At 35.5% G+C, this 18,899-nt stretch carries 19 protein-coding genes and 4 tRNA genes; all 23 read right to left on the bottom strand.

All coding sequences use genetic code 11. From position 1 onward, the window contains the following. Window positions 1-174: 174 nt before the first annotated feature. The 23 genes from CLV73_RS16570 to CLV73_RS16680 all read right to left on the bottom strand — a co-directional run bounded on the left by CLV73_RS16570 (window position 175) and on the right by CLV73_RS16680 (window position 18,738). Window positions 175-248, bottom strand: a tRNA-Asp gene (locus tag CLV73_RS16570). 202 nt (window positions 249-450) lie between these two features. Beyond that, window positions 451-1,206 carry an SDR family oxidoreductase gene (locus CLV73_RS16575; protein ID WP_100378005.1) on the bottom strand — a complete coding sequence of 252 codons (756 nt, stop codon included), beginning with the start codon at window positions 1,204-1,206 and terminating at the stop codon, window positions 451-453. A gap of 311 nt (window positions 1,207-1,517) precedes the next feature. Further along, window positions 1,518-1,591: transfer RNA gene (locus CLV73_RS16580), tRNA-Asp, on the bottom strand. Between the two features lie 32 nt (window positions 1,592-1,623). Further along, window positions 1,624-1,697: transfer RNA gene (locus CLV73_RS16585), tRNA-Asp, on the bottom strand. Between the two features lie 30 nt (window positions 1,698-1,727). Beyond that, window positions 1,728-1,801 (bottom strand) — tRNA-Asp (locus CLV73_RS16590). Window positions 1,802-1,927: 126 nt separating this feature from the next. Then, window positions 1,928-2,245, bottom strand: coding sequence for a thioredoxin (gene trxA, locus CLV73_RS16595; RefSeq protein ID WP_100378006.1), 318 nt, complete (start codon window positions 2,243-2,245; stop codon window positions 1,928-1,930). A gap of 85 nt (window positions 2,246-2,330) precedes the next feature. Continuing rightward, complete coding sequence (locus CLV73_RS16600) at window positions 2,331-3,506, bottom strand: cysteine desulfurase family protein (RefSeq protein WP_100378007.1); 1,176 nt, start codon at window positions 3,504-3,506, stop codon at window positions 2,331-2,333. 2 nt (window positions 3,507-3,508) lie between these two features. Then, window positions 3,509-3,976, bottom strand: a complete 468-nt coding sequence (locus CLV73_RS16605; protein ID WP_100378008.1) for a hypothetical protein — start codon at window positions 3,974-3,976, stop codon at window positions 3,509-3,511. 23 nt (window positions 3,977-3,999) lie between these two features. Further along, complete coding sequence (locus CLV73_RS16610) at window positions 4,000-4,587, bottom strand: HAD family hydrolase (RefSeq protein WP_100378009.1); 588 nt, start codon at window positions 4,585-4,587, stop codon at window positions 4,000-4,002. Window positions 4,588-4,593: 6 nt separating this feature from the next. Further along, the gene (locus CLV73_RS16615; RefSeq protein WP_100378010.1) at window positions 4,594-5,319 is read right to left on the bottom strand and encodes an SDR family NAD(P)-dependent oxidoreductase; all 726 of its coding nucleotides are present in this window, start codon (window positions 5,317-5,319) and stop codon (window positions 4,594-4,596) included. After that, a complete protein-coding gene (locus CLV73_RS16620; RefSeq protein WP_100378011.1) occupies window positions 5,316-6,641 on the bottom strand; it encodes an FAD-binding oxidoreductase in 1,326 nt (441 codons plus the stop codon). Before CLV73_RS16620 ends, CLV73_RS16615 begins: the two co-directional genes overlap by 4 nt. Continuing rightward, on the bottom strand, window positions 6,638-7,525 hold the full coding sequence (locus CLV73_RS16625; protein WP_100378012.1) for a decaprenyl-phosphate phosphoribosyltransferase: 888 nt from the start codon (window positions 7,523-7,525) through the stop codon (window positions 6,638-6,640). The genes CLV73_RS16620 and CLV73_RS16625 overlap by 4 nt, the downstream gene beginning before the upstream one ends. Before the next feature lie 110 nt (window positions 7,526-7,635). Then, window positions 7,636-8,325 (bottom strand): OmpA family protein, encoded by a 690-nt coding sequence (locus tag CLV73_RS16630; RefSeq protein WP_100378013.1) that lies wholly within the window; start codon window positions 8,323-8,325, stop codon window positions 7,636-7,638. Between the two features lie 20 nt (window positions 8,326-8,345). Then, window positions 8,346-8,837, bottom strand: coding sequence for a hypothetical protein (locus CLV73_RS16635; protein WP_100378014.1), 492 nt, complete (start codon window positions 8,835-8,837; stop codon window positions 8,346-8,348). A 123-nt stretch (window positions 8,838-8,960) separates the two neighbouring features. Next, window positions 8,961-10,637 carry a S8 family serine peptidase gene (locus CLV73_RS16640; protein WP_100378015.1) on the bottom strand — a complete coding sequence of 559 codons (1,677 nt, stop codon included), beginning with the start codon at window positions 10,635-10,637 and terminating at the stop codon, window positions 8,961-8,963. 1 nt (window position 10,638) lies between these two features. Next, complete coding sequence (locus CLV73_RS16645) at window positions 10,639-11,262, bottom strand: WbqC family protein (protein ID WP_185116786.1); 624 nt, start codon at window positions 11,260-11,262, stop codon at window positions 10,639-10,641. Window positions 11,263-11,315: 53 nt separating this feature from the next. Beyond that, window positions 11,316-13,007, bottom strand: a complete 1,692-nt coding sequence (lepB, locus tag CLV73_RS16650) for a signal peptidase I (RefSeq protein ID WP_100378016.1) — start codon at window positions 13,005-13,007, stop codon at window positions 11,316-11,318. 112 nt (window positions 13,008-13,119) lie between these two features. After that, a complete protein-coding gene (dapB, locus tag CLV73_RS16655; protein ID WP_100378017.1) occupies window positions 13,120-13,821 on the bottom strand; it encodes a 4-hydroxy-tetrahydrodipicolinate reductase in 702 nt (233 codons plus the stop codon). A 50-nt stretch (window positions 13,822-13,871) separates the two neighbouring features. Then, window positions 13,872-14,519 carry a DUF5683 domain-containing protein gene (locus CLV73_RS16660; RefSeq protein ID WP_100378018.1) on the bottom strand — a complete coding sequence of 216 codons (648 nt, stop codon included), beginning with the start codon at window positions 14,517-14,519 and terminating at the stop codon, window positions 13,872-13,874. Beyond that, window positions 14,520-15,410: a ParB/RepB/Spo0J family partition protein gene (locus CLV73_RS16665; protein WP_100378019.1), complete on the bottom strand. Its 891-nt coding sequence runs from the start codon at window positions 15,408-15,410 to the stop codon at window positions 14,520-14,522. A 31-nt stretch (window positions 15,411-15,441) separates the two neighbouring features. Next, window positions 15,442-16,215, bottom strand: a complete 774-nt coding sequence (locus CLV73_RS16670) for a ParA family protein (protein ID WP_100378020.1) — start codon at window positions 16,213-16,215, stop codon at window positions 15,442-15,444. Between the two features lie 164 nt (window positions 16,216-16,379). Continuing rightward, window positions 16,380-17,225: an energy transducer TonB gene (locus CLV73_RS16675; protein ID WP_100378021.1), complete on the bottom strand. Its 846-nt coding sequence runs from the start codon at window positions 17,223-17,225 to the stop codon at window positions 16,380-16,382. Between the two features lie 226 nt (window positions 17,226-17,451). Then, entirely contained in the window at window positions 17,452-18,738 is a 1,287-nt protein-coding gene (locus tag CLV73_RS16680; protein WP_100378022.1) for an adenylosuccinate synthase, read from the bottom strand. Between the last annotated feature and the right edge of the window lie 161 nt (window positions 18,739-18,899).

An 18,899-nucleotide genomic window follows, 5' to 3' on the forward strand; every position in this document is an offset into this window, starting at 1 on the left:
TTAGAAAATACCGATGGAAAGTTTAAATGTTTCAGTGACCTATTTTATCAAATATTTCAGGTCACAGAATAGGTCATTTTTATTTTGTTATTATTAGCCCTAACAGATATAAAATAAAAAATGCTTTAAAACATATGTCTTAAAGCATTTTACACTATTTTGATGAAACAGTTGCGATCCGGACGGGACTCGAACCCGCGACCTCCGCCGTGACAGGGCGGCATTCTAACCAGCTGAACTACCGGATCTTTTTACAATTTCAGAAATATTTCCCTCTGTTATTGTGGTTGCAAATATATAGTTTTTTTCAATATTAACAAACTTTAATCTCCGATTTCATGCACAATAAACATAAATTACAGATTTTCAAATCTATTATTTTAATACGAATAAAAATTGAGAATTGAAAAATCAATTCCCAATCAAATAAAACGTTAAAATCAATGCATATTATCTGGTAGTATAACCTCCGTTTGCGAAAATGGTCTGTCCAGTAATCCACCACCCATCAGTTACTAAAAACTCAACCAAAGGAGCAATATCTTTAATATCCGTAAGACCGCCCAATGCCGATGCAGATTTATGATAAGCTACAGCATCCTCAGCTTCCTGCCCGTAGAAGAAAGGAGTATCCATTGGCCCCGGAGCCACTGCTGTAACAGAAATTCCTCTTGCCCCAAATTCTTTGGAAGCAGCGCGTGTAAAATGTTCAACCGGCGCTTTCATCCCCGCATACGTAGAATACAACCCTGTATAAGCAGCAAGAAGCGATGTCACAATCGTACAGATTTTCCCATGGTCATTTACTTTCTTTCCCGCTTCCTGTAGAAAGAAATAGGCTACTTTTGAGTTGATATCCGACATTGTATCATATTCCTTTTCCGTAGTCTCTGTAAACGGCTTTTTAAGTACCATTCCAACGGTATTGATCGCAATATCAATTCCTCCGAATTTACTTTTGGCTTCATCAAAAAATTTGGTAATATTTTCAACTTTCGTAAGGTTTCCCTGAAACAAAAAAGCTTCAGCCCCTAAAGCGTGAACTTCCGCTAATGTTTTCTCACTTTCTTCTCTTGAGCTTTCACTGTTATAATGAATAGCGAGCTTTGCACCTTTAGCTGCAAAATCTTTGCTTAAGAGTCCTCCTAAGTTCTTGCCTCCTCCGGCAATTAAAACAACTTTTCCTTTCACATCGTGTTTTGACATAATATTTTTTTATTGGTTAATGATACAAATATGAAAATTTGTAAATGTCTGACGATGATAAATTCCTCTCAGGTTAGAAGAATTTCGGAATTTATTGTGCTGAAAATATAGGAAAATTTAAATCAAAAAGACTGTAAACCAAATCAATGAAATATAAAACATTAAATATATTTAGAAAATATTAAAAATAAATCATAGCGATAAGATCGATACAGAAGAGATTTTTTAATAAATGTCTATCCACTTATATAAGCCTTATTTTAAATAACAGACAATAAAAAAGCAGTAAAAATAAATTTTACTGCTTTCTGCGATCCGGACGGGACTCGAACCCGCGACCTCCGCCGTGACAGGGCGGCATTCTAACCAGCTGAACTACCGGATCAATTTTTTTTAAAGAAATTGAGAAAACTTCCGCGATCCGGACGGGACTCGAACCCGCGACCTCCGCCGTGACAGGGCGGCATTCTAACCAGCTGAACTACCGGATCAATTTTTTAAAGAAATTGAGAAAACTTCTGCGATCCGGACGGGACTCGAACCCGCGACCTCCGCCGTGACAGGGCGGCATTCTAACCAGCTGAACTACCGGATCTTTTTTCCTAAAGAACTTCGTTTCTTTTTTGTGATTGCAAAACTACAACTTTTTTCCTTACCAGCAAATTATTTTTAAAAAAAAGCCTCCCAAAAATGGAAGGCATTCATTATCAAACTTATTTTTTTATAAGTGTGCGCTTAATTTTTCAGCGATCACCTCTTTTGGAGCTACACCAACCAATTTGTCTACCACTTCACCGTTTTTGAAAATTAAAACAGTAGGAATATTTCTGATACCATATTGCATAGAAATTTCCTGGTTGTTGTCTACATCTACTTTTCCTACGATTGCTTTTCCATCAAAGTCAGTTGCTACTTCTTCAATGATTGGTCCCAATGTTCTGCACGGTCCGCACCATACAGCCCAAAAGTCTACTAATACCGGCTTATCTGATTTCAAAACCGTTTCCTGAAATGAGCTATCTGTAATTTCTAAAGCCATTTTTGTTTCTTTTATTTTAATTAATATTATTTTTTCTTTTTCCGTTAAATTGGATATTCAAAATTACGCATTTTGAGCAATAGACCTATCTATGCTCAACATTTGTATTTTCTATAACGAAATCTTTAGAAATTTCTTTCAAAGCTGTTACCAGAGCGTCAATATCTTCTTTAGTCGTTAAATGGCTGAAAGAGATACGAAGCGGCGTACAGTGATCCATTTCGTCTTCAGATAATACCATCATCATCACCATGGAAGGTTTTGACGCTCCTGAAGAACAAGCGCTCCCTTGAGAAATAGCAATTCCTTTCATATCCAGCTGAAGCCCAATTAAAGGGTTTTTATAAGGCAATAATGCACTTAAAACTGTATAAAGACTGTTTTCCTTCTCTGCACTTCTCCCGTTGAATTTAATCCCTGGAATTTCCGCTGTAAGTCTTTCTTCTGCATAGCTCTTTATTTCCTGCATATGGTTGGTATATGCTTCCATATTGTTTAAAGAGAGTTCTAAGGCTTTTCCTAAGCCAACGATTCCTGCAACATTCTCAGTTCCGGCTCTCAAACTTCTTTCCTGAGGTCCTCCTGTAATAATTCCTTTTAAACCGCTTGATTTTCTGATAAAAGCAAAACCTACTCCTTTCGGACCATGGAATTTATGAGCACTACAAGATGCAAAATCAACCTGAATATCAGAGAAATCCAAATTCATATGAGCCATCGTCTGTACCGTATCTGAATGGAAAAGAGCGTTGTGAGCTTTACACAATTCTGCCACTTTTTTTATATCCAGTATGTTTCCGATCTCATTATTGGCATGCATTAAGGTAACCAATGTTTTTTTATCTGAAGCTTTTAAAAGCTCTTCCAGTTTAGTAAGATCAATATCTCCTTTTTCGTTCGGACGGATATAGTTTACCTCCACCCCTTTTCTGTTCTTCATATCCAGAACACTTTCAGACACACATTTGTGCTCCAACGGTGAACTGATGATTCTTTCTACTCCAAGATGCTCAACACTTGATTTAATGATCATGTTGTTAGATTCTGTTCCGCAAGAAGTAAAAATAATTTCAGCGGGAGTTACATGAAGATAATCAGCAACCTGCCTTCTTACATTTTCGATAAGAATTTTTGCTTCCTGTCCAAAACTGTGCGTAGAAGAAGGGTTTCCAAAATTCATTTTCATGGTAGCTACCATAGCATCGATCACTTCTTCAGAAAGAGGTGTAGTTGCAGCGTTATCAAGATATATTTTGTTCATTTCTATTTTGAAGATTTTATTTCTATAGCATTAAATTGATAATTGGAAGGCACTGTAAAAATCACGTAAGGATTAGAGATCACCTGTATTTCCATTCCTCCATGTTCTACATAAGGAACTTCTATATGTAAAACATTTTCTTTTACTGAGATCTTTTTGATTTCAGTAATTCTATGATCTCCTGATCTGAACATTCCCAAGTTATACAAAACCACCTTCTTATCTTTTGGAAACTTCGGAGCCTGCTCAGCAGATTCACTGCCATCACTTATCACAACAGCGGAATTTCCTTTCAGAGCTTTCTGAAATTCCTGTTCATTTTTAATGATGCTAAATTCTACTTTTCCGGTTCCACCTTGAGATTCGGAAGCTAAAATTTGAGGTTGTGTCTGCATGTCTGTAGTATTTTGGGAAGGTGTACTGGTACAGCCAATCACGATAGCCCAATATAGGATAAGCAGCTTTTTCATTTTTACACTTTTATGTGCCAAAATTAGTGAAAAAATTGGTAATGTCCTTCATTTGCCCATTTTAGCATCGGCTTGTCGCCGGAGGTGTCACCAAAGGCTATTATTTTATCGTATTTTTTATGGTCGATCTCTTCTTTTATTCTTTCCAGCTTTTCTTTTCCATTGCAATTTTTGCCAATGAAATTTCCTGTAAAAATGCCGTTTTTAAACTCTGCACGGGTAGAAATCAGCTGCATTTGGAATGCATCGGCAAAAGGTTTTGCCCAGATATCCAATGAAGCGGTAACCAATAAACTTTGTGTATTATTTCTATCGATATTATTAATAAAATCCAAAGCGTTTTCTCTTACAATTTTAGGGTAATGATGTTCAAAGAACTGCTTGGATTTTTTTTCAATTTTTTCCTGAGATTGCCCCTTTAAAATTGAACCTATAAAGCTTTTTTTCACCTTTTCGGTTGGGGCAAGCTTTAATTTTAACAGAATAAAAAGCGGCACATGTTTTAAAAATTGCATGCGGTATTTGGCAGGATTGTAAAACTTAAGATACATAAACATGGTATCTTTATAAGTAAGTGTTCCGTCAAAGTCAAAACAATACAATTTTTTCATATTCAGCTACAGCTTTAATTTTTTAAATATAAATTCAGGAATATTTCTGATGATCATCATAATAACGCTCCAAACCGGCAAAACGTATGCAATATTTTTTTGTTTTTTGAATGCTTTATAAATGCAGTCAGCTGCTTGTTTAGGACTAGCTGTCAATTTCGGGTTCAAAGGCAACCCTTCTGTCATCTTAGTGGCCATAAAACCTGGTTTTATTGTAATGACATGCACTTTCTTATCAAAAAGATAGTTTCTCAAACCACTCAGATAAGCTGTAAAGGCTGCTTTTGCACTTCCATAAATAAAATTGCTCTGTCTTCCACGGTCTCCTGCCACAGAAGAAAGTCCTATGATTGTTCCGGATCTTCTGTTTTCAAATTTGTGAGCAAAGTAATTGATCACAGGAATCAACTTTGAATAGTTAATCTCTATAATTCTTTGTGTATTTTTATTGTCATACAACCCTTCTTTTGTTCCTTCGCCCAAGTATCCTATGGCACAAAATAATAAAGTTGAATTGATATTTTCAAATACATTATAATCGATTTCTTTCGTCAGATCCAATTCGATGATTTCAGACTGCTGTAGAAATTTCACATCAATATGTCTGGCAAATCGTTCCGTTGTCTCTTTATTTGAGGTAAAAAGATAGATTTTTTCAAATTTTTCACCTTCCTGCAACGCTTTTTCTACAAATGCCTGTGCGACTTCAGACGTACTTCCTAAAACGATCATGAGCCTTGATTATTATTAATGATTCTCTTATGCTGCAGAGACACAAATTTTGAATTCTGAATATTTCTAAGATAATTGGTCAGAGATGATTTGCTCATACTGTCTTTAGTAAGATAAATTCTGCCCCCAAATTCCTGAACGATATCGTCCAGCTTTCCGATTAACATTTTAAGTTTTGAATTCACCCGGAAATCCAGTGCCAAAGTATAGCCTTCCATCGGAAAAGAGTTGTAAGCTTCCGGATTATTTTTCCCAAAAAGCTTCAAAACCGCCAAAAACGAACCGTTTCCACTTCTGGAAATGGTTTCAAGAATTTTTTTCATTCCTTCTTTTCCTTTTTCTTTAGGAATAACCATTTGATACTGAATGAATCCTGACTTACCATAGATTTTATTCCAATCATTGACTACATCTAACGGATAAAAAAATGTTTCATAATCAACAATGTTTTTAATTTCTTTTTTTGTCTGCTTTTTAAAGTATAACAGATTAAAAACCTTAACCGTAAATTTATTTAGAACAAAACCGGGAAAATAAAACGGAACAGTAGGTTCAAACTTTTTCTTTAACCGTAAAGGTTTTTCTTTTAAGTTTTGCGGAAGCTCATGCGGAAAAGCATGTTCACCTCGCATTAAAATACTTTTTCCGATATTTTTCCCTGTCTGCAGACAGTCAATCCAGGCCACATTGTAAGTCCAGTTTTCACTTTCTTCAAATAATTTGAAGATCTCATCCAGGTTGTCTGCTTTAATACTTTCCTGACGGATATAGGCAGATTCTATATTTTTAAGTTTAAATTTAGCGGAAAGAATAATTCCTGTAAGTCCCATTCCTCCGATGGTTGCCCAAAATTTTTCTGAGTTTTCTTCTCTGGAACATGTAATGATCTCTCCATTTTCAATCATTAATTTAAACTCTATCACATATTCCGAAAAGCAGCCTTCTGCATGATGATTTTTTCCATGAACATCAGACGCGATTGCTCCACCAACAGAAACGAATTTGGTTCCGGGAGTTACATATAAAAAATATCCCTGTGGAACTGAAATTTCCAATACTTCTGAAAGTAAAACTCCTGATTCGCATTCGATAATTCCATTCAGACGGTCAAAACTGATGAATTTATTTAATTTTTTTGTTGAAAAAATACTTTCTCCCAGTGATGCATCTCCATAGCATCTCCCGTTTCCTCTTGCTATTACTTCATTATGAGTCAGGATAAAATCTTTGATTTTATCAAAACTATCGTCCGATTTCATCTCTTTTTCCACTACCGGAAAGTTTCCCCAGTTTGTAACCTTTTGTACGAAATTCGGCTTCATTTTTTAAAGTAAATTAGAATTAAAAATGCAGCAACCCACAATATTAAAGTTACCTGTATATACCTGTCTCTATAAACAATTTTTGTAGGCGATTCTGTTCTGTTGTATACTAAAGTCTGCTGTAAATACCTCAAAAAAGCAAATACCACAAATATAACGGTATAAAATACCCCGGAATGCAATTTCATCTGAATCTGAGGCGATAATGTAAACATAAGATAGCATACAATGGCCAAAGCAATAGAAATGGATAATGCAATATCTGCAAACTGCACATTATACCCGTCCAAAGCTCTCCTCGTTTTTCCGGAAACCTGAGCATTGATAAGCTCTCCTCTTCGTTTCCCGATTGCCAATACCAAAGCCAATACAAAAGTCAATAAAATGGCCCATTGTGAAATCTCTATTCCCGTAATATATCCTCCTGCTAAAACCCTTAATACAAAACCAATAGCAATGATAAAAATATCTACAATGGGAACATGTTTCAGCTTAAGGGTGTATGCCAAATTCATTGCAAGATAAGCCAGGATGATCAAGGCAAACTTCCATAGGATCTGATTAAAATACATTTGTGCAACAAATACCAGTAAAATATCTGTAATAAATATACCTACCAAAATTCCCAATGCTTTACCCTTGGAAATTGCACCGCTTGCTAATGGACGTCTTCTTTTTTCCGGGTGTTTTTTATCGGCTTCAATATCATTATAATCGTTTAAAATATACACCGAACTGGCTGCCAAGGAGAAAATGATAAATGCAAAAATACTTTTAGTAAGTAAATCCAGATTCTGGATATTACCCGAAAAGAAAAGGGGAACAAATACAAACAGGTTTTTCACCCACTGCTCTACTCTAAGTAGCTTTAAATATTTCTTCATTTATGCTGTTTCAGTTACAAAAATAAAAATTTTAGAATTGATTGGTATAAAAATACAAAAAAACCGCTGAAGCGGTTTCTTTGTTACAACATTTATGTTTTAATTTTAAACTACTGCCCTTGTTGAGCATCGTTGATCATTTTCTCATTTGCAGTAATTGCAAATTCCACTCTACGGTTTTTAGCTCTACCCTCTTCGGTATCGTTAGATGCAACCGGCATACTTTCACCTTCGCCTAAGGCAAATAGTCTGCTGGAAGCGATGCCTTTACTAGATAAATATGCTTTTACAGCATTAGCTCTTCTTTCAGAAAGTCTCATATTATAGTCATCAGCACCTTTACTATCTGTATGACCATAGATATTAATATTGGTATCAGGATTGTTGATCAATACCTGAGCAAGTTTATCCAAATTAGTAATGGATGCCGGTTTTAGGTTAGAAGAATCAAAATCAAAGTTTACAATACTTTCGTTCAATGTAATTTTGATACCGTCTCCTACTCTTTCTACTTCAGCTCCAGGTAAAGTTTCTTTAATTTCTCTGGCTTGTTTGTCCATTTTACTACCGATCACGTTACCGGCAACACCACCAATCACTCCTCCTAAAACCGCTCCTAATGCCGCATTTTTACCTTTTCCGACATTATTTCCTAAAATACCTCCAATAATTGCTCCGGATGCAGCCCCTACTGCAGTACCTCTTTGCTGGTGATTAGAATTTTGTACAGCCTCACAGCTTGTTAGTAACAAAGCTGATGATAAAAAAAGAGCTCCGATATATGTTTTTGTAAATTTCATTTTTTTAATATTTAAGTTAATTATTTCATTCCTGTTCTCTGGAAGTTGTACACAACTTTTACGTTTTCTCCGTCAAAAGGAATGTTTTGCTCTAGTGAGAATTGATCTGTAGCCTGGTTAATCAATGTTAAAGTATATCCTGCTGTATTTTGCTTTGCTTTTGTTCCCTCAGCTATTTTCTTAAACTCAAAAGTGTTGCCGTTTTTTACATCAATCTTAATAGGCTGCGTAATTGCCGGGCAAGATCCACCACCATTTAAAGTATATGCACCTGACCAATTGTTTGGAATTAGTCTCCAATGGCTTCCTACGAAACATTGTGCGTCGGCTCCTTCATCAAAAGGTTTAATCTTGAACTGCTTATCATAATCGATGCTTACGATTTGCCAGTCACCTTTCATTTTAAGGAACTCTGATCTTTGGTTTTGTGATGTTTTTGCGTTGTTAACTGAGGAACAAGACACTGCAAAAAGTGATGTTCCCAACATCCCTGCAAGTAGTAACTTTTTCATTTTGTTGTTTATTATTTTGTTATAATAAAGTTACAAAAAACCGTGCCAAAATAACAAATAAAAACAAAAAAAGTCCGAAAATTTCGGACTTTATATCTATATACTGTTAAAAGCGAAGATAAGTTATTTTTTAACAGCCTTTTTTACGGATTTCGTAGCCTTTTTTACATCACCAGATTTACCGTTGTAAAAATGAGTGTAAGCATACTCTGCTGCTTTTTTCACATCAATAACACCGCCTGCCTGAGAAAAATCTGCAAATCCTTCTGTTGTGTTAGGATTACTGGATTTAACTAGAGATTCAATAATCTGAGCCGGAGTAAGAGTTGGCATATATGCCAGTAAAACAGCTGCTGCACCTGCTACAACAGGAGAAGCCATTGAAGTTCCCTGTAAGTATTTGTACTCATTGTGAGGTACTGTAGAATAAATCTCGTCACCCGGAGCAAAAACGTTTACCATTTTTTTGTTGTAGTTAGAGAAACCAGCTCTTAAAGCATCATTTTTATTGGTACTTGCTCCTACTACAATTACATTATTTACAAATGGTTTTTCATCGGTAACATTTTTAAAATTGGTAGGATATGCTAGATGTTCAGCAACGTCTTCATTTTCGTTACCTGCAGCTTTTACTAAAAGAACTCCTTTATCCTGAGCATATTTAAAAGCATCCCAAACTACAGTTTTGCCCGGAGAAACTGGCTTTCCAAAGCTCATGTTTAAAATTTTAGCACCGTTATCAACCGCATATCTGATAGCATTTGCCACATCTTTATCTCTTTCATCTCCATTTGGAACGGTTCTCACCGACATGATTTTAGCTACTTTTGAAGCTACCCCATACTGGATTTCTTTTCCTTGAGACAAACCTGCGATAATACCTGCAACGTGAGTTCCGTGCATTGCATCCGGACCTTCATAATGATTATTTCCGTAATTTTTCTCAGAATAGTCATCGTAATTATCTCCTACGATTTCTTTTCTGGGATCATAAGATAAATCGTATTGTTTTGCCTGAGGACCAAAATAATCAAGAGCTTCTTTCATCTGATCTTTCATTATTTTTTCGAATTCAGCTGGAGTTTTCCCTTGGAATTCAGGACTTGCAGCTACTTGCTTCAATACCTGAAGAATCATAGCCTCTTTCTGATCAGTTGTTTTAATAGCCGCAACATTTTCCGGAGTAACGTTTTTTCCTCCCAACAATTTTACCATTGAAGGAATGGCTTCGTTAATCATTGTATACGTCTGGAAACCTTGCTTTGCTTCAAGACTTTTTTTAGAGAAAAGATCTTTAGCCTTCATATACATTTCAAAATCTTCAGGCATTTTAGCTTGATTCGCTTTGTTTTTAGCAGAATCATCACCTTCGAAGATCGGCTTGTATTTCGCAACCACTCTCGTCACTTCCATATTGTCGATATCAATATCGCCATTTTTCCCACCGATAAAGTTCCATCCGTGAACATCATCAATATATCCGTTTCCGTCATCATCTTTTCCGTTATTGGGAACTTCATTAGGATTAGACCAGATGTTTTTTACCAACCCCGGATGATCCACCTGTACTCCACTGTCTAAAACCCCTACAACAACCGTTTTAGGTTTTAATCCTTTAGATTCTAAATATTTGTAAGCATTCTCTGTGTTTACTCCATATACTTTGGCAGAAGAAAAATCTTTATGATACCAAGTCATCAAATCTTTATCTTCTTTTGGATCAACATTACCTTTAGCCTCCTGAGCGTAAGTAAAACTAAAACCTGTTAAAAAAACAGCAGCTAATAATATCTTTTTCATTTTAGTATGATTGTTTAATATTTCTTATATAAGTCAAAGATTCAGGCCCTTTGTTACAGATAAGGTCTAAAATTGACAAATCCTGTATAAAACCCAGCTTATCTGAGAACGTCTGATAATATTCATCCATTTCAAATGCTGAAGGTTGTTTTGCTGAAAATTTTTCTCTTAAATTGATCTCTTCAGAATTTTTGATATACTCTGTATTCAAAGAATATGCCTTTTCTGTTTTTAGGATCTGTTGCACAATCTCCAGGGCTTTTAAATTGAAATCTAAAAGGTTCTTTTCTTTCAGATCAAATATTTTCTTTAGTTTATCTTCATAAAATTCGAAATAAGGAGAACTCTGATAAGCTGTTTTAATAGATTTCCAATGAAGGGCTCTCCAATCTTCCCTGTAAGAGATTTCAATATCTTTCAATTCCCTTTTTCCGTTATGATTGATCGGGATAATTAAAGACAATTTTCCGTTTGCTCCGAAAATATTCGCTCTGTTTCTATAGGTCTGCTTGGGAAAATTCTCAAACTGTTCAAATACGATTTCATTTTCAGGATTTAACAATACTGAAAACCAGGAAATGGGTGGTAAATAAAATACCGGTAATAATACATTCGTCATATTCATAAGCAAAAATGAAGTATTTTTTCAAATACTTCATTTTTTTCTATTTTATTTCGTTATAAATTTTCTTCTTTTTTATCCTTTCTGAAAAGTTTTACAAAGTATTCCCAACCGAAGAACAGGATAAGAATCATTGCTGCAATCCACCAATATGAAGTTTTATTGGCCTCTCCTGTATTGGTTGCTTTAAACATTCTGTCCCAACGGATTCTCCACCCATCAGCTTGAAAAGAAGCACCAGAATCATTAAATGCACCTTCAATACTCATCCACGTAAACATAGGTTTTCCAACAATATTTTCTTCAGGAACAACACCAAAAAACCTAGCATCTAGGGATGCATCTCTATTATCCCCAACCATCATATAATAATCCTGTTTGATGGTATATTGATTAGTTTGTTTTCCATTAATAAAAATTTTACCATTTTTATTTTCAAGGCTGTTATGTTCATATTCGGAAATAATCCACTGATACATTGGAAGAGATTCTTGATTGATTGTAACAACATCTCCTTTTTTAGGAATTTTAAGCGGTCCATACCAATCCTGATTCCAAGGCTTATTAATAGGATAAATAGATTGAGTCGTATCTATTTTCGTTCTCATTGCATCTCTATAAGCAACAGCTGCATACCCTTTATCTAATATATCTTCATGAACTGAAATAACTTGAGGAAGAGATTTGATTGCCTGCAATCTTTTATCAGTTAATTGCATTACATAAACTGTATTCTTAGGATTTATTTTGTATTTTACAATTTTATCCTGAAAATATGGAGATTCACTATCAACTTGAACAATTGATATATATTCCAACCTTTTAAACAGGTCTTTAATATCAATTTCACTACCCGTCTCTATAATAAATGAATGCTGTTCTTCCTGGTCTCCAAGAATCTTTTCTGGCTTTCCATTTACAAAAAGTCTTCCTGCTCTCATCTCAAAAGTGTCACCTGCGACAGCTACACATCTTTTTACATACGGATCTTTTCTATCAATAGCAGTATGTACAGAATCCTGAGGATAGTTGAAAACAACAATATCGTTTCTCTGAGGTTTATTAAATTGTAAAATTCTCTCATAAGGAAGCTTTACTGCATCCACATAAGATTTTGGATCATCTTTAGGGTTTCCTTTTTCTCCTGTGTCCATAATGGTTCCCTGTAAGAAAGGGATCGCAACCGGACGCATCGGAAGCCTGTATCCATAGCTCCATTTGTTTACGAAAAGGAAGTCACCTACTAAAAGTGTTCTTTCCATAGATCCCGTAGGAATTCCGAATGGCTGGGTAACAAAAACATGGATAATGGTAGCGAAAACTACTGCAAAAGTAATAGACCCTACAAAAGTGTCTTTTTTCTTCGTATTTTTTTCTTCGTCTGTTAAGAATAGGTCATTTGTACTTTCATCTTCTACTTCCGCATCTTTAGAATAGTTGACACTTGCCATATAAATGAACGGAAGAATAACGGTAAGAAGCTGATGCTGGAAAAGGGTTTTTCCAAATTTCTTCATTAAATAAATGTGAAAAACAGACATCATAATAGGCCCTACAATTGGTAAATAGGATAAAACCGCCCACCATTTCGGATGTTTTGTTTCTTTTAAAATAATGAAATAATTATAGAAAGGGATAAAAGCAAATAGCGGACTATATCCCATTTTCTTAAACAGTTTCCATGTGGAAATCCCCATCAATACAGATAAGATGAGAACATAAACTGTGTACGTTAAAAAATAATTCATAAAATTCTTGTGCCTAATCTATAATATAAGTAATCTGTAATGAGCAACGGGTTATTTTATCATTGATCATGTACTACTAATTAGTTTACAATGTAAGGATTTTGTTACAAAATTAAAGACCTAAAACGTCTTTCATTTCAAAATTTCCTTTTTTATCTTTAATCCATTCCGCAGCGACTACAGCTCCCAACGCAAAACCGTTTCTGTTGAAAGCAGTATGCTTGATCTCAATTTCATCTACTTCGCTTCTGTAAAAAACGCTGTGAGTTCCGGGAACCTCATCTTCACGAATGGCAAAAATACCTAACTGATTATCCTTCGTTTCATCCAATTTCCAGGCATCAAACTTTTTATTGTGTTTGAAAATACCTTCAGCAATCGAAATCGCCGTTCCGCTTGGTGCATCTTTTTTATGAATATGGTGAATCTCTTCCAGTTGGCAAGAATACTCAACTACATTTTTCATTAAGTCTGCCAGTTTTTCGTTTAAAGCAAAAAATAAATTTACTCCCAAACTAAAATTGGATCCGTATAAAAAAGCCGTATTATTTTCAACAGCAATTTTTTCGATCTCAACTCTTTTTTCCAGCCATCCTGTTGTACCGCATATTACTGGAATATTATTTTCAAGACATGCTTTTACATTATCAAATGCCACTTCGGGAAGCGAAAATTCTATAACAACATCGGGATGATTAAGATTTTCAGCAGTTGGAGTTTCTTTTAGGCGGGCAACAACTTCATGACCTCTTTTCTGAGCAATCTCATCGATGATTTTACCCATTTTACCATATCCAACTAATGCTATTCTCATATGCTTTTATTATTTTAATTATACTAAATCCAGAAATTATGTATAATGTATTAAAATCTATAACTTAAACTCAGCCCCGTTTTTGGAGGGGTAATTCCATATTGGTCCTGAATGACTGCGGGCGTGAAAGAAAGATCCGGATCATGACGGCTTTCATAAAGGTGAGAGTCTACCACAGCATCTACAATATTCAGAATATAAATCAATCCTGAAATGGCGATAGCGTAATCTCTTTGCCTTTTTGCCCTATCTTGTGAATTTGCTAAAGCAGTTTTATCCAGGAAAGGTTTATCGGCTAGAAACTCATTGGGTCTTCCATTCAATTTATCCAGATAATATCCCCGGTATTTTTTATACTGATTGTCATTCCAGATCGCGATCCCAACTCCGGTTCCTACAGCTCCCCACACGATTGGAATTTTCCAGTATTTTTTATTATAAAACTGGCCTAATCCGGGTAACACAGCTGAATATAGACCTGCTCTGGTAGGATTTAGCTTCATTGTTTTTCTGGTAGGCCCGTTTGCTTTCTCCAAATCTTCTACAATTTTGGATTCAGATTTAAGAAGTTTTTTAGGCTGTGCTACTGGTTTTTCTTCACTCACAACAGAATCCACCTTAATGGTATCATTAGGTATTACTTGTGAGTAAGCCACTGCAAACAGACACAGAAAAAATGTGAAAAATATTTTCTTCATTTATTTTATATGGGATAAAATATATTCCAGTTCGTCTTCATTTTTGAAATCCAGAACAATTTTACCTTTTTTACCATTTCCTGAGGTTTTAATCTCCACTTTTACATCTAATATATCAGATATTGTTTTTTGAACTCTTTTATAATTATTGGAAAGTTCTGTTTTTGCTCTTTTGGCAGCAGGTGATTTCGGATTTTTCAGCGCTGTAGCCGCCTGTTCAGCCTGACGAACATTCAACTTTTCTTTGATAATTAAATCAAATAAGATCTGCTGATGTTCTTCACTTTCCAAACTGATAATAGCTCTACCGTGTCCAGCTGAAATCTCTCCGCTTCTTATTGCGTTCTGAATATCCGGACTTAATCTTAACAATCTTATTGAGTTAGTAATGGTACTTCTGTCTTTCCCTACTCTCTGGCTAAGATTTTCCTGGGTTAAACCAATTTCTTCTAAAAGCCTGTGATAAGTAAGCGCAATTTCAATGGCATCCAGATCCTCTCTCTGAATATTTTCAACAAGAGCCATTTCCAGAAGCTCCTGATCATTCACCAGACGAATATAAGCAGGAATACTGGTAAGACCGGCAATTTTACTCGCTCTGAAACGTCTTTCCCCTGAGATAATTTCGAATCTTTCTCCGTCTTTTCTTAAAGTAACAGGCTGAATAACTCCTAAATTCTTAATAGACTGAGCAAGTTCATTTAAGGCTTTTTCGTCAAAATAAGTTCTTGGCTGGGTCGGGTTCGGATAAATATCTTCTAGGGATACTTCTACAATATTCCCCACAAATTTATCTGCTCCCGCATCGGTAGCAGAGTTAATTGTCGCTTTGGATTCAGCACTAAGAATAGCACCTAAACCGCGTCCCATCGCTCTTTTTTTATCCTTCATATTTGCTTTTAGCTTTTTGGCTATTTGCTTTTTAATTCTTTACTAATTTTTCGTTCTTCAGTAAAACTTCTTCCGCCAGCTGAATGTACTGAACAGCTCCTTTACTTTCTGCATCGTAGTTTAAGATACTCTCTCCGAAACTCGGTGCCTCGCTTAATCTTACGTTTCTGCTGATGATAGTTTCAAATACCATTTCAGGGAAATGTGAGTTTACTTCTTCCACCACTTGGTTAGACAGTCTCAATCTGCTGTCGTACATCGTCAAAAGAAGGCCTTCGATATCTAAATCTTTATTATGAATTTTCTGAACATTTTTAATGGTGTTCAATAATTTCCCTAAACCTTCCAATGCAAAATACTCACACTGAATCGGGATGATTACAGAATCTGCAGCGGTAAGAGCATTCACGGTAATAAGACCTAAACTCGGAGCGCAATCGATAATGATGTAATCGTAGTCATTTCTTACGCTTTCTAATGCTTTTTTCAGCATATACTCACGGTTGTCTTTGTCTACCAGCTCAATTTCAGCTGCTACCAGGTCGATATGGGAGGGTACAATATCAAGATTCGGAGTTGCCGTCTGCTTGATACAGCTTCTTGTATCCACACTATGCTCCAATAAGTTGTAAGTAGAATACTGAACATCATCAACTCCTAAACCTGAGGTAGCATTCGCCTGAGGATCAGCGTCAATAATTAATATTTTCTTTTCCAATACCCCTAATGCTGCTGCTAAATTCACTGCGGTTGTAGTCTTTCCAACACCTCCTTTTTGATTAGCGATACCTATGATTTTTGCCATTCTTAGAACTTTAAGATTCAAAAATACACTTTTTTCTTTGCTCTAGGCGAGTCACAAAATCAAAAATAGAGTTAAAATATTGTTAATAAGACTTTTAGCAATAAAAAAAATTATCCACAAAAAAAATTCTTTGTGGATAAGTGTTATGATTTGTTTTCAGTTGATTAATTATCAAACTTCATAGATATCGGAAATTTGAAAGCACTTCTTACGGATTCCCCCTGTTTATTTTTTCCTGGGGTCCATTTTCCTTTTGCTGAAATAGCTTTTATGGTTCTAATGGCTTCATTGTTAAAATCAGCATTGGCACCACTTGCTTTAATTCCTGAAATGGTTCCGTCAATTTCTACAATAAAAGTAATTGTTGTTCTCATGATACCATCGGATTCGAAACCTGAACCGTCAAAGTTATTCATTACTTTATTTCTGAAAGACTCTATTCCCCCACTAAAATTAGCTTCTGCACTTAGCTCTGTTTCTATTTTATTTTTATCAACTTTAGGAGCTTCTGGTTTTATATATGGAGCTACAGGACCAGTACCACTAGTAGGGATAGTCGTTGGAGGAACATATGTATTTATTGGGGCAGGATCCGCTTTTAAATTAGTACTCAATCCTGCCACTGCATCATCCGGGATTTTCTTTTTCTCACTTTCAACTGCATCCCTTTTAGGCTCAGCAACTCTTGAATCGTAAGTTTTCACATTCGGAGGAGTGGTCGGCTTCACAGGTTCAACTTTCACTGGTGGTGTATCTGGTTGCTCATACACATCTGTAATAATGAAGGGTCCTGAAGTAGGTATTTTTTCAATAGGACCAGACGATTTAAATGCATTAATCACAAATGGCGTAATAGAAACTGCAGCCAATAAACTCACACCTACAAAAAGTGCTTTTGTTAATATTCTGTCTGATTCATTTCTTAAAACATAGGCGCCGTACTCCTTATTACGGTGCTCAAATAAAACTTCATTAAAACGAAATTCTTGATTTTGGTGTAGGTGTTTCATCACTAAAAATTTAAACTGTTAAAAAATAAATTATCAGTTTTCCAAATACTGACAATTAAACACCAAACGTCTATCAAAATATTTGCCAAAAATTTATCAATATTTCACAAAAGCAAAACAAACGGTAAAATATTTGAAATTTAACTATGTCATAAATATATTCAGCAGTTCATATAAAAACAAAAAATCCCGCTTAAAGCGGGACTTCAAAATATCTGAAATTATTTTAAAATAATTCTTTTCTGATGATGTTCTGGCTTCTTTCAGGACCAACAGAAACTAGATAAACGTTGATTCCTAAATACTTCTCAATAAACTCGATGTATTCCTGAGCCGTTTGTGGAAGTTCATCATAGCTTCTTGCTTTTGTAATGTCTTCTTTCCAACCCGGTAGATCTTGGTAGATTGGCTCGTAATTGTATAATTTCTCTGTTGAAGAAGTGAAATAATCGATGATTTTTCCGTCTTCCGTTTTGTAATGAGTAACTACTTTTAGGTTTTCAATTCCTGTCAGAACGTCTAATTTCGTAATTACAAGATTATTGATCCCGTTAATCATACAAGCGTGCTTCAAAGAAACAAGGTCCAACCAACCTGTTCTTCTAGGTCTACCTGTAGTTGCACCGAATTCACCACCGATTTGTCTGATGCTTTCTCCTAATTCGTTGTCTAATTCTGATGGGAAAGGTCCGTTACCCACTCTTGTACAGTAGGCTTTTGCAACACCGATCAAGTTTTGAAGTGATGTTGGAGGAACTCCCGCTCCTGAACAAACTCCTCCTGTAGATGGAGAAGATGAAGTTACATATGGATAGGTTCCAAAGTCGATATCAAGCATTAAAGCCTGTGCTCCTTCGAATAAAACGTTTTTACCGTCTCTGATTGCTTCGTTAAGTTCCAGTTCCGTATCAACGATTCTGTCCTGAAGCTGTCTTCCGATCTCTAAATATTCATTGTAAATTTCCTCAACGTCTAATGTCGGTTTTCCGTAGTATTTTTCAAATAGAGAATTCTTGATTTTTAAGTTTTTCTCGATTTTATCTCTTAAAATTTCAGGATTCAGAAGGTCGATCATTCTGATCCCTACTCTTGCAATTTTATCTTCATAGCAAGGTCCGATTCCTTTTTTCGTCGTTCCGATCTGCGTTCCTCCGTGCTCTTCTTCACGGTAAGTATCCAAAAGAATGTGGTAAGGCATGATGACATGCGCTCTTCTGCTGATGAAAATGTGATCTGTCTTTAAGCCTTTGCTCTCGATCTGATTCACCTCCTTAATGAAAGATTTAGGATTTACCACTACTCCGTTGGCAATGATACACTTCCCTTTGCACTGAAGAACTCCCGATGGAAGAAGGTGCAAAACGAATTTCTCTTCACCTACATAAACCGTGTGACCAGCGTTGTCCCCACCCTGGAAACGTACAACGTAATCCGATTTTGCCGATAAAACATCCGTGATTTTTCCTTTACCTTCATCTCCATACTGAAGACCTACAACTACGTAAGTTGACATATTTTACTTTTATTTTAGATTCATGCAAAATTACTTTTAAAAAATTGGGTGCGCAAATTTGTGATGGATTTTATTTTTGGATGAAACGAAAACGTGAATTAAAAAATAAAATATAACAATTCGTAATTCATCTAAATTAGCCGGAACAGTATAAATTTAAT

Origin of the sequence: Chryseobacterium geocarposphaerae, assembly GCF_002797535.1 — a bacterium.
GTDB classification, from domain to species: domain Bacteria; phylum Bacteroidota; class Bacteroidia; order Flavobacteriales; family Weeksellaceae; genus Chryseobacterium; species Chryseobacterium geocarposphaerae.

What these genes read in the sequence shown, in the direction of transcription:
- CLV73_RS16675 (WP_100378021.1), bottom strand. Translation starts at nt 17,225, where the DNA reads ATGAAACACCTACACCAAAATCAAGAATTTCGTTTTAATGAAGTTTTA.
- dapB (WP_100378017.1), bottom strand. Translation starts at nt 13,821, where the DNA reads ATGAGAATAGCATTAGTTGGATATGGTAAAATGGGTAAAATCATCGAT.
- CLV73_RS16630 (WP_100378013.1), bottom strand. Translation starts at nt 8,325, where the DNA reads ATGAAATTTACAAAAACATATATCGGAGCTCTTTTTTTATCATCAGCT.
- CLV73_RS16680 (WP_100378022.1), bottom strand. Translation starts at nt 18,738, where the DNA reads ATGTCAACTTACGTAGTTGTAGGTCTTCAGTATGGAGATGAAGGTAAA.
- CLV73_RS16645 (WP_185116786.1), bottom strand. Translation starts at nt 11,262, where the DNA reads ATGAATATGACGAATGTATTATTACCGGTATTTTATTTACCACCCATT.
- CLV73_RS16605 (WP_100378008.1), bottom strand. Translation starts at nt 3,976, where the DNA reads ATGAAAAAGCTGCTTATCCTATATTGGGCTATCGTGATTGGCTGTACC.
- CLV73_RS16615 (WP_100378010.1), bottom strand. Translation starts at nt 5,319, where the DNA reads ATGATCGTTTTAGGAAGTACGTCTGAAGTCGCACAGGCATTTGTAGAA.
- CLV73_RS16575 (WP_100378005.1), bottom strand. Translation starts at nt 1,206, where the DNA reads ATGTCAAAACACGATGTGAAAGGAAAAGTTGTTTTAATTGCCGGAGGA.
- CLV73_RS16625 (WP_100378012.1), bottom strand. Translation starts at nt 7,525, where the DNA reads ATGAAGAAATATTTAAAGCTACTTAGAGTAGAGCAGTGGGTGAAAAAC.
- CLV73_RS16665 (WP_100378019.1), bottom strand. Translation starts at nt 15,410, where the DNA reads ATGAAGGATAAAAAAAGAGCGATGGGACGCGGTTTAGGTGCTATTCTT.
- CLV73_RS16670 (WP_100378020.1), bottom strand. Translation starts at nt 16,215, where the DNA reads ATGGCAAAAATCATAGGTATCGCTAATCAAAAAGGAGGTGTTGGAAAG.
- CLV73_RS16660 (WP_100378018.1), bottom strand. Translation starts at nt 14,519, where the DNA reads ATGAAGAAAATATTTTTCACATTTTTTCTGTGTCTGTTTGCAGTGGCT.
- CLV73_RS16610 (WP_100378009.1), bottom strand. Translation starts at nt 4,587, where the DNA reads ATGAAAAAATTGTATTGTTTTGACTTTGACGGAACACTTACTTATAAA.
- lepB (WP_100378016.1), bottom strand. Translation starts at nt 13,007, where the DNA reads ATGAATTATTTTTTAACGTACACAGTTTATGTTCTCATCTTATCTGTA.
- CLV73_RS16600 (WP_100378007.1), bottom strand. Translation starts at nt 3,506, where the DNA reads ATGAACAAAATATATCTTGATAACGCTGCAACTACACCTCTTTCTGAA.
- CLV73_RS16640 (WP_100378015.1), bottom strand. Translation starts at nt 10,637, where the DNA reads ATGAAAAAGATATTATTAGCTGCTGTTTTTTTAACAGGTTTTAGTTTT.
- trxA (WP_100378006.1), bottom strand. Translation starts at nt 2,245, where the DNA reads ATGGCTTTAGAAATTACAGATAGCTCATTTCAGGAAACGGTTTTGAAA.
- CLV73_RS16635 (WP_100378014.1), bottom strand. Translation starts at nt 8,837, where the DNA reads ATGAAAAAGTTACTACTTGCAGGGATGTTGGGAACATCACTTTTTGCA.
- CLV73_RS16620 (WP_100378011.1), bottom strand. Translation starts at nt 6,641, where the DNA reads ATGAAGCCGAATTTCGTACAAAAGGTTACAAACTGGGGAAACTTTCCG.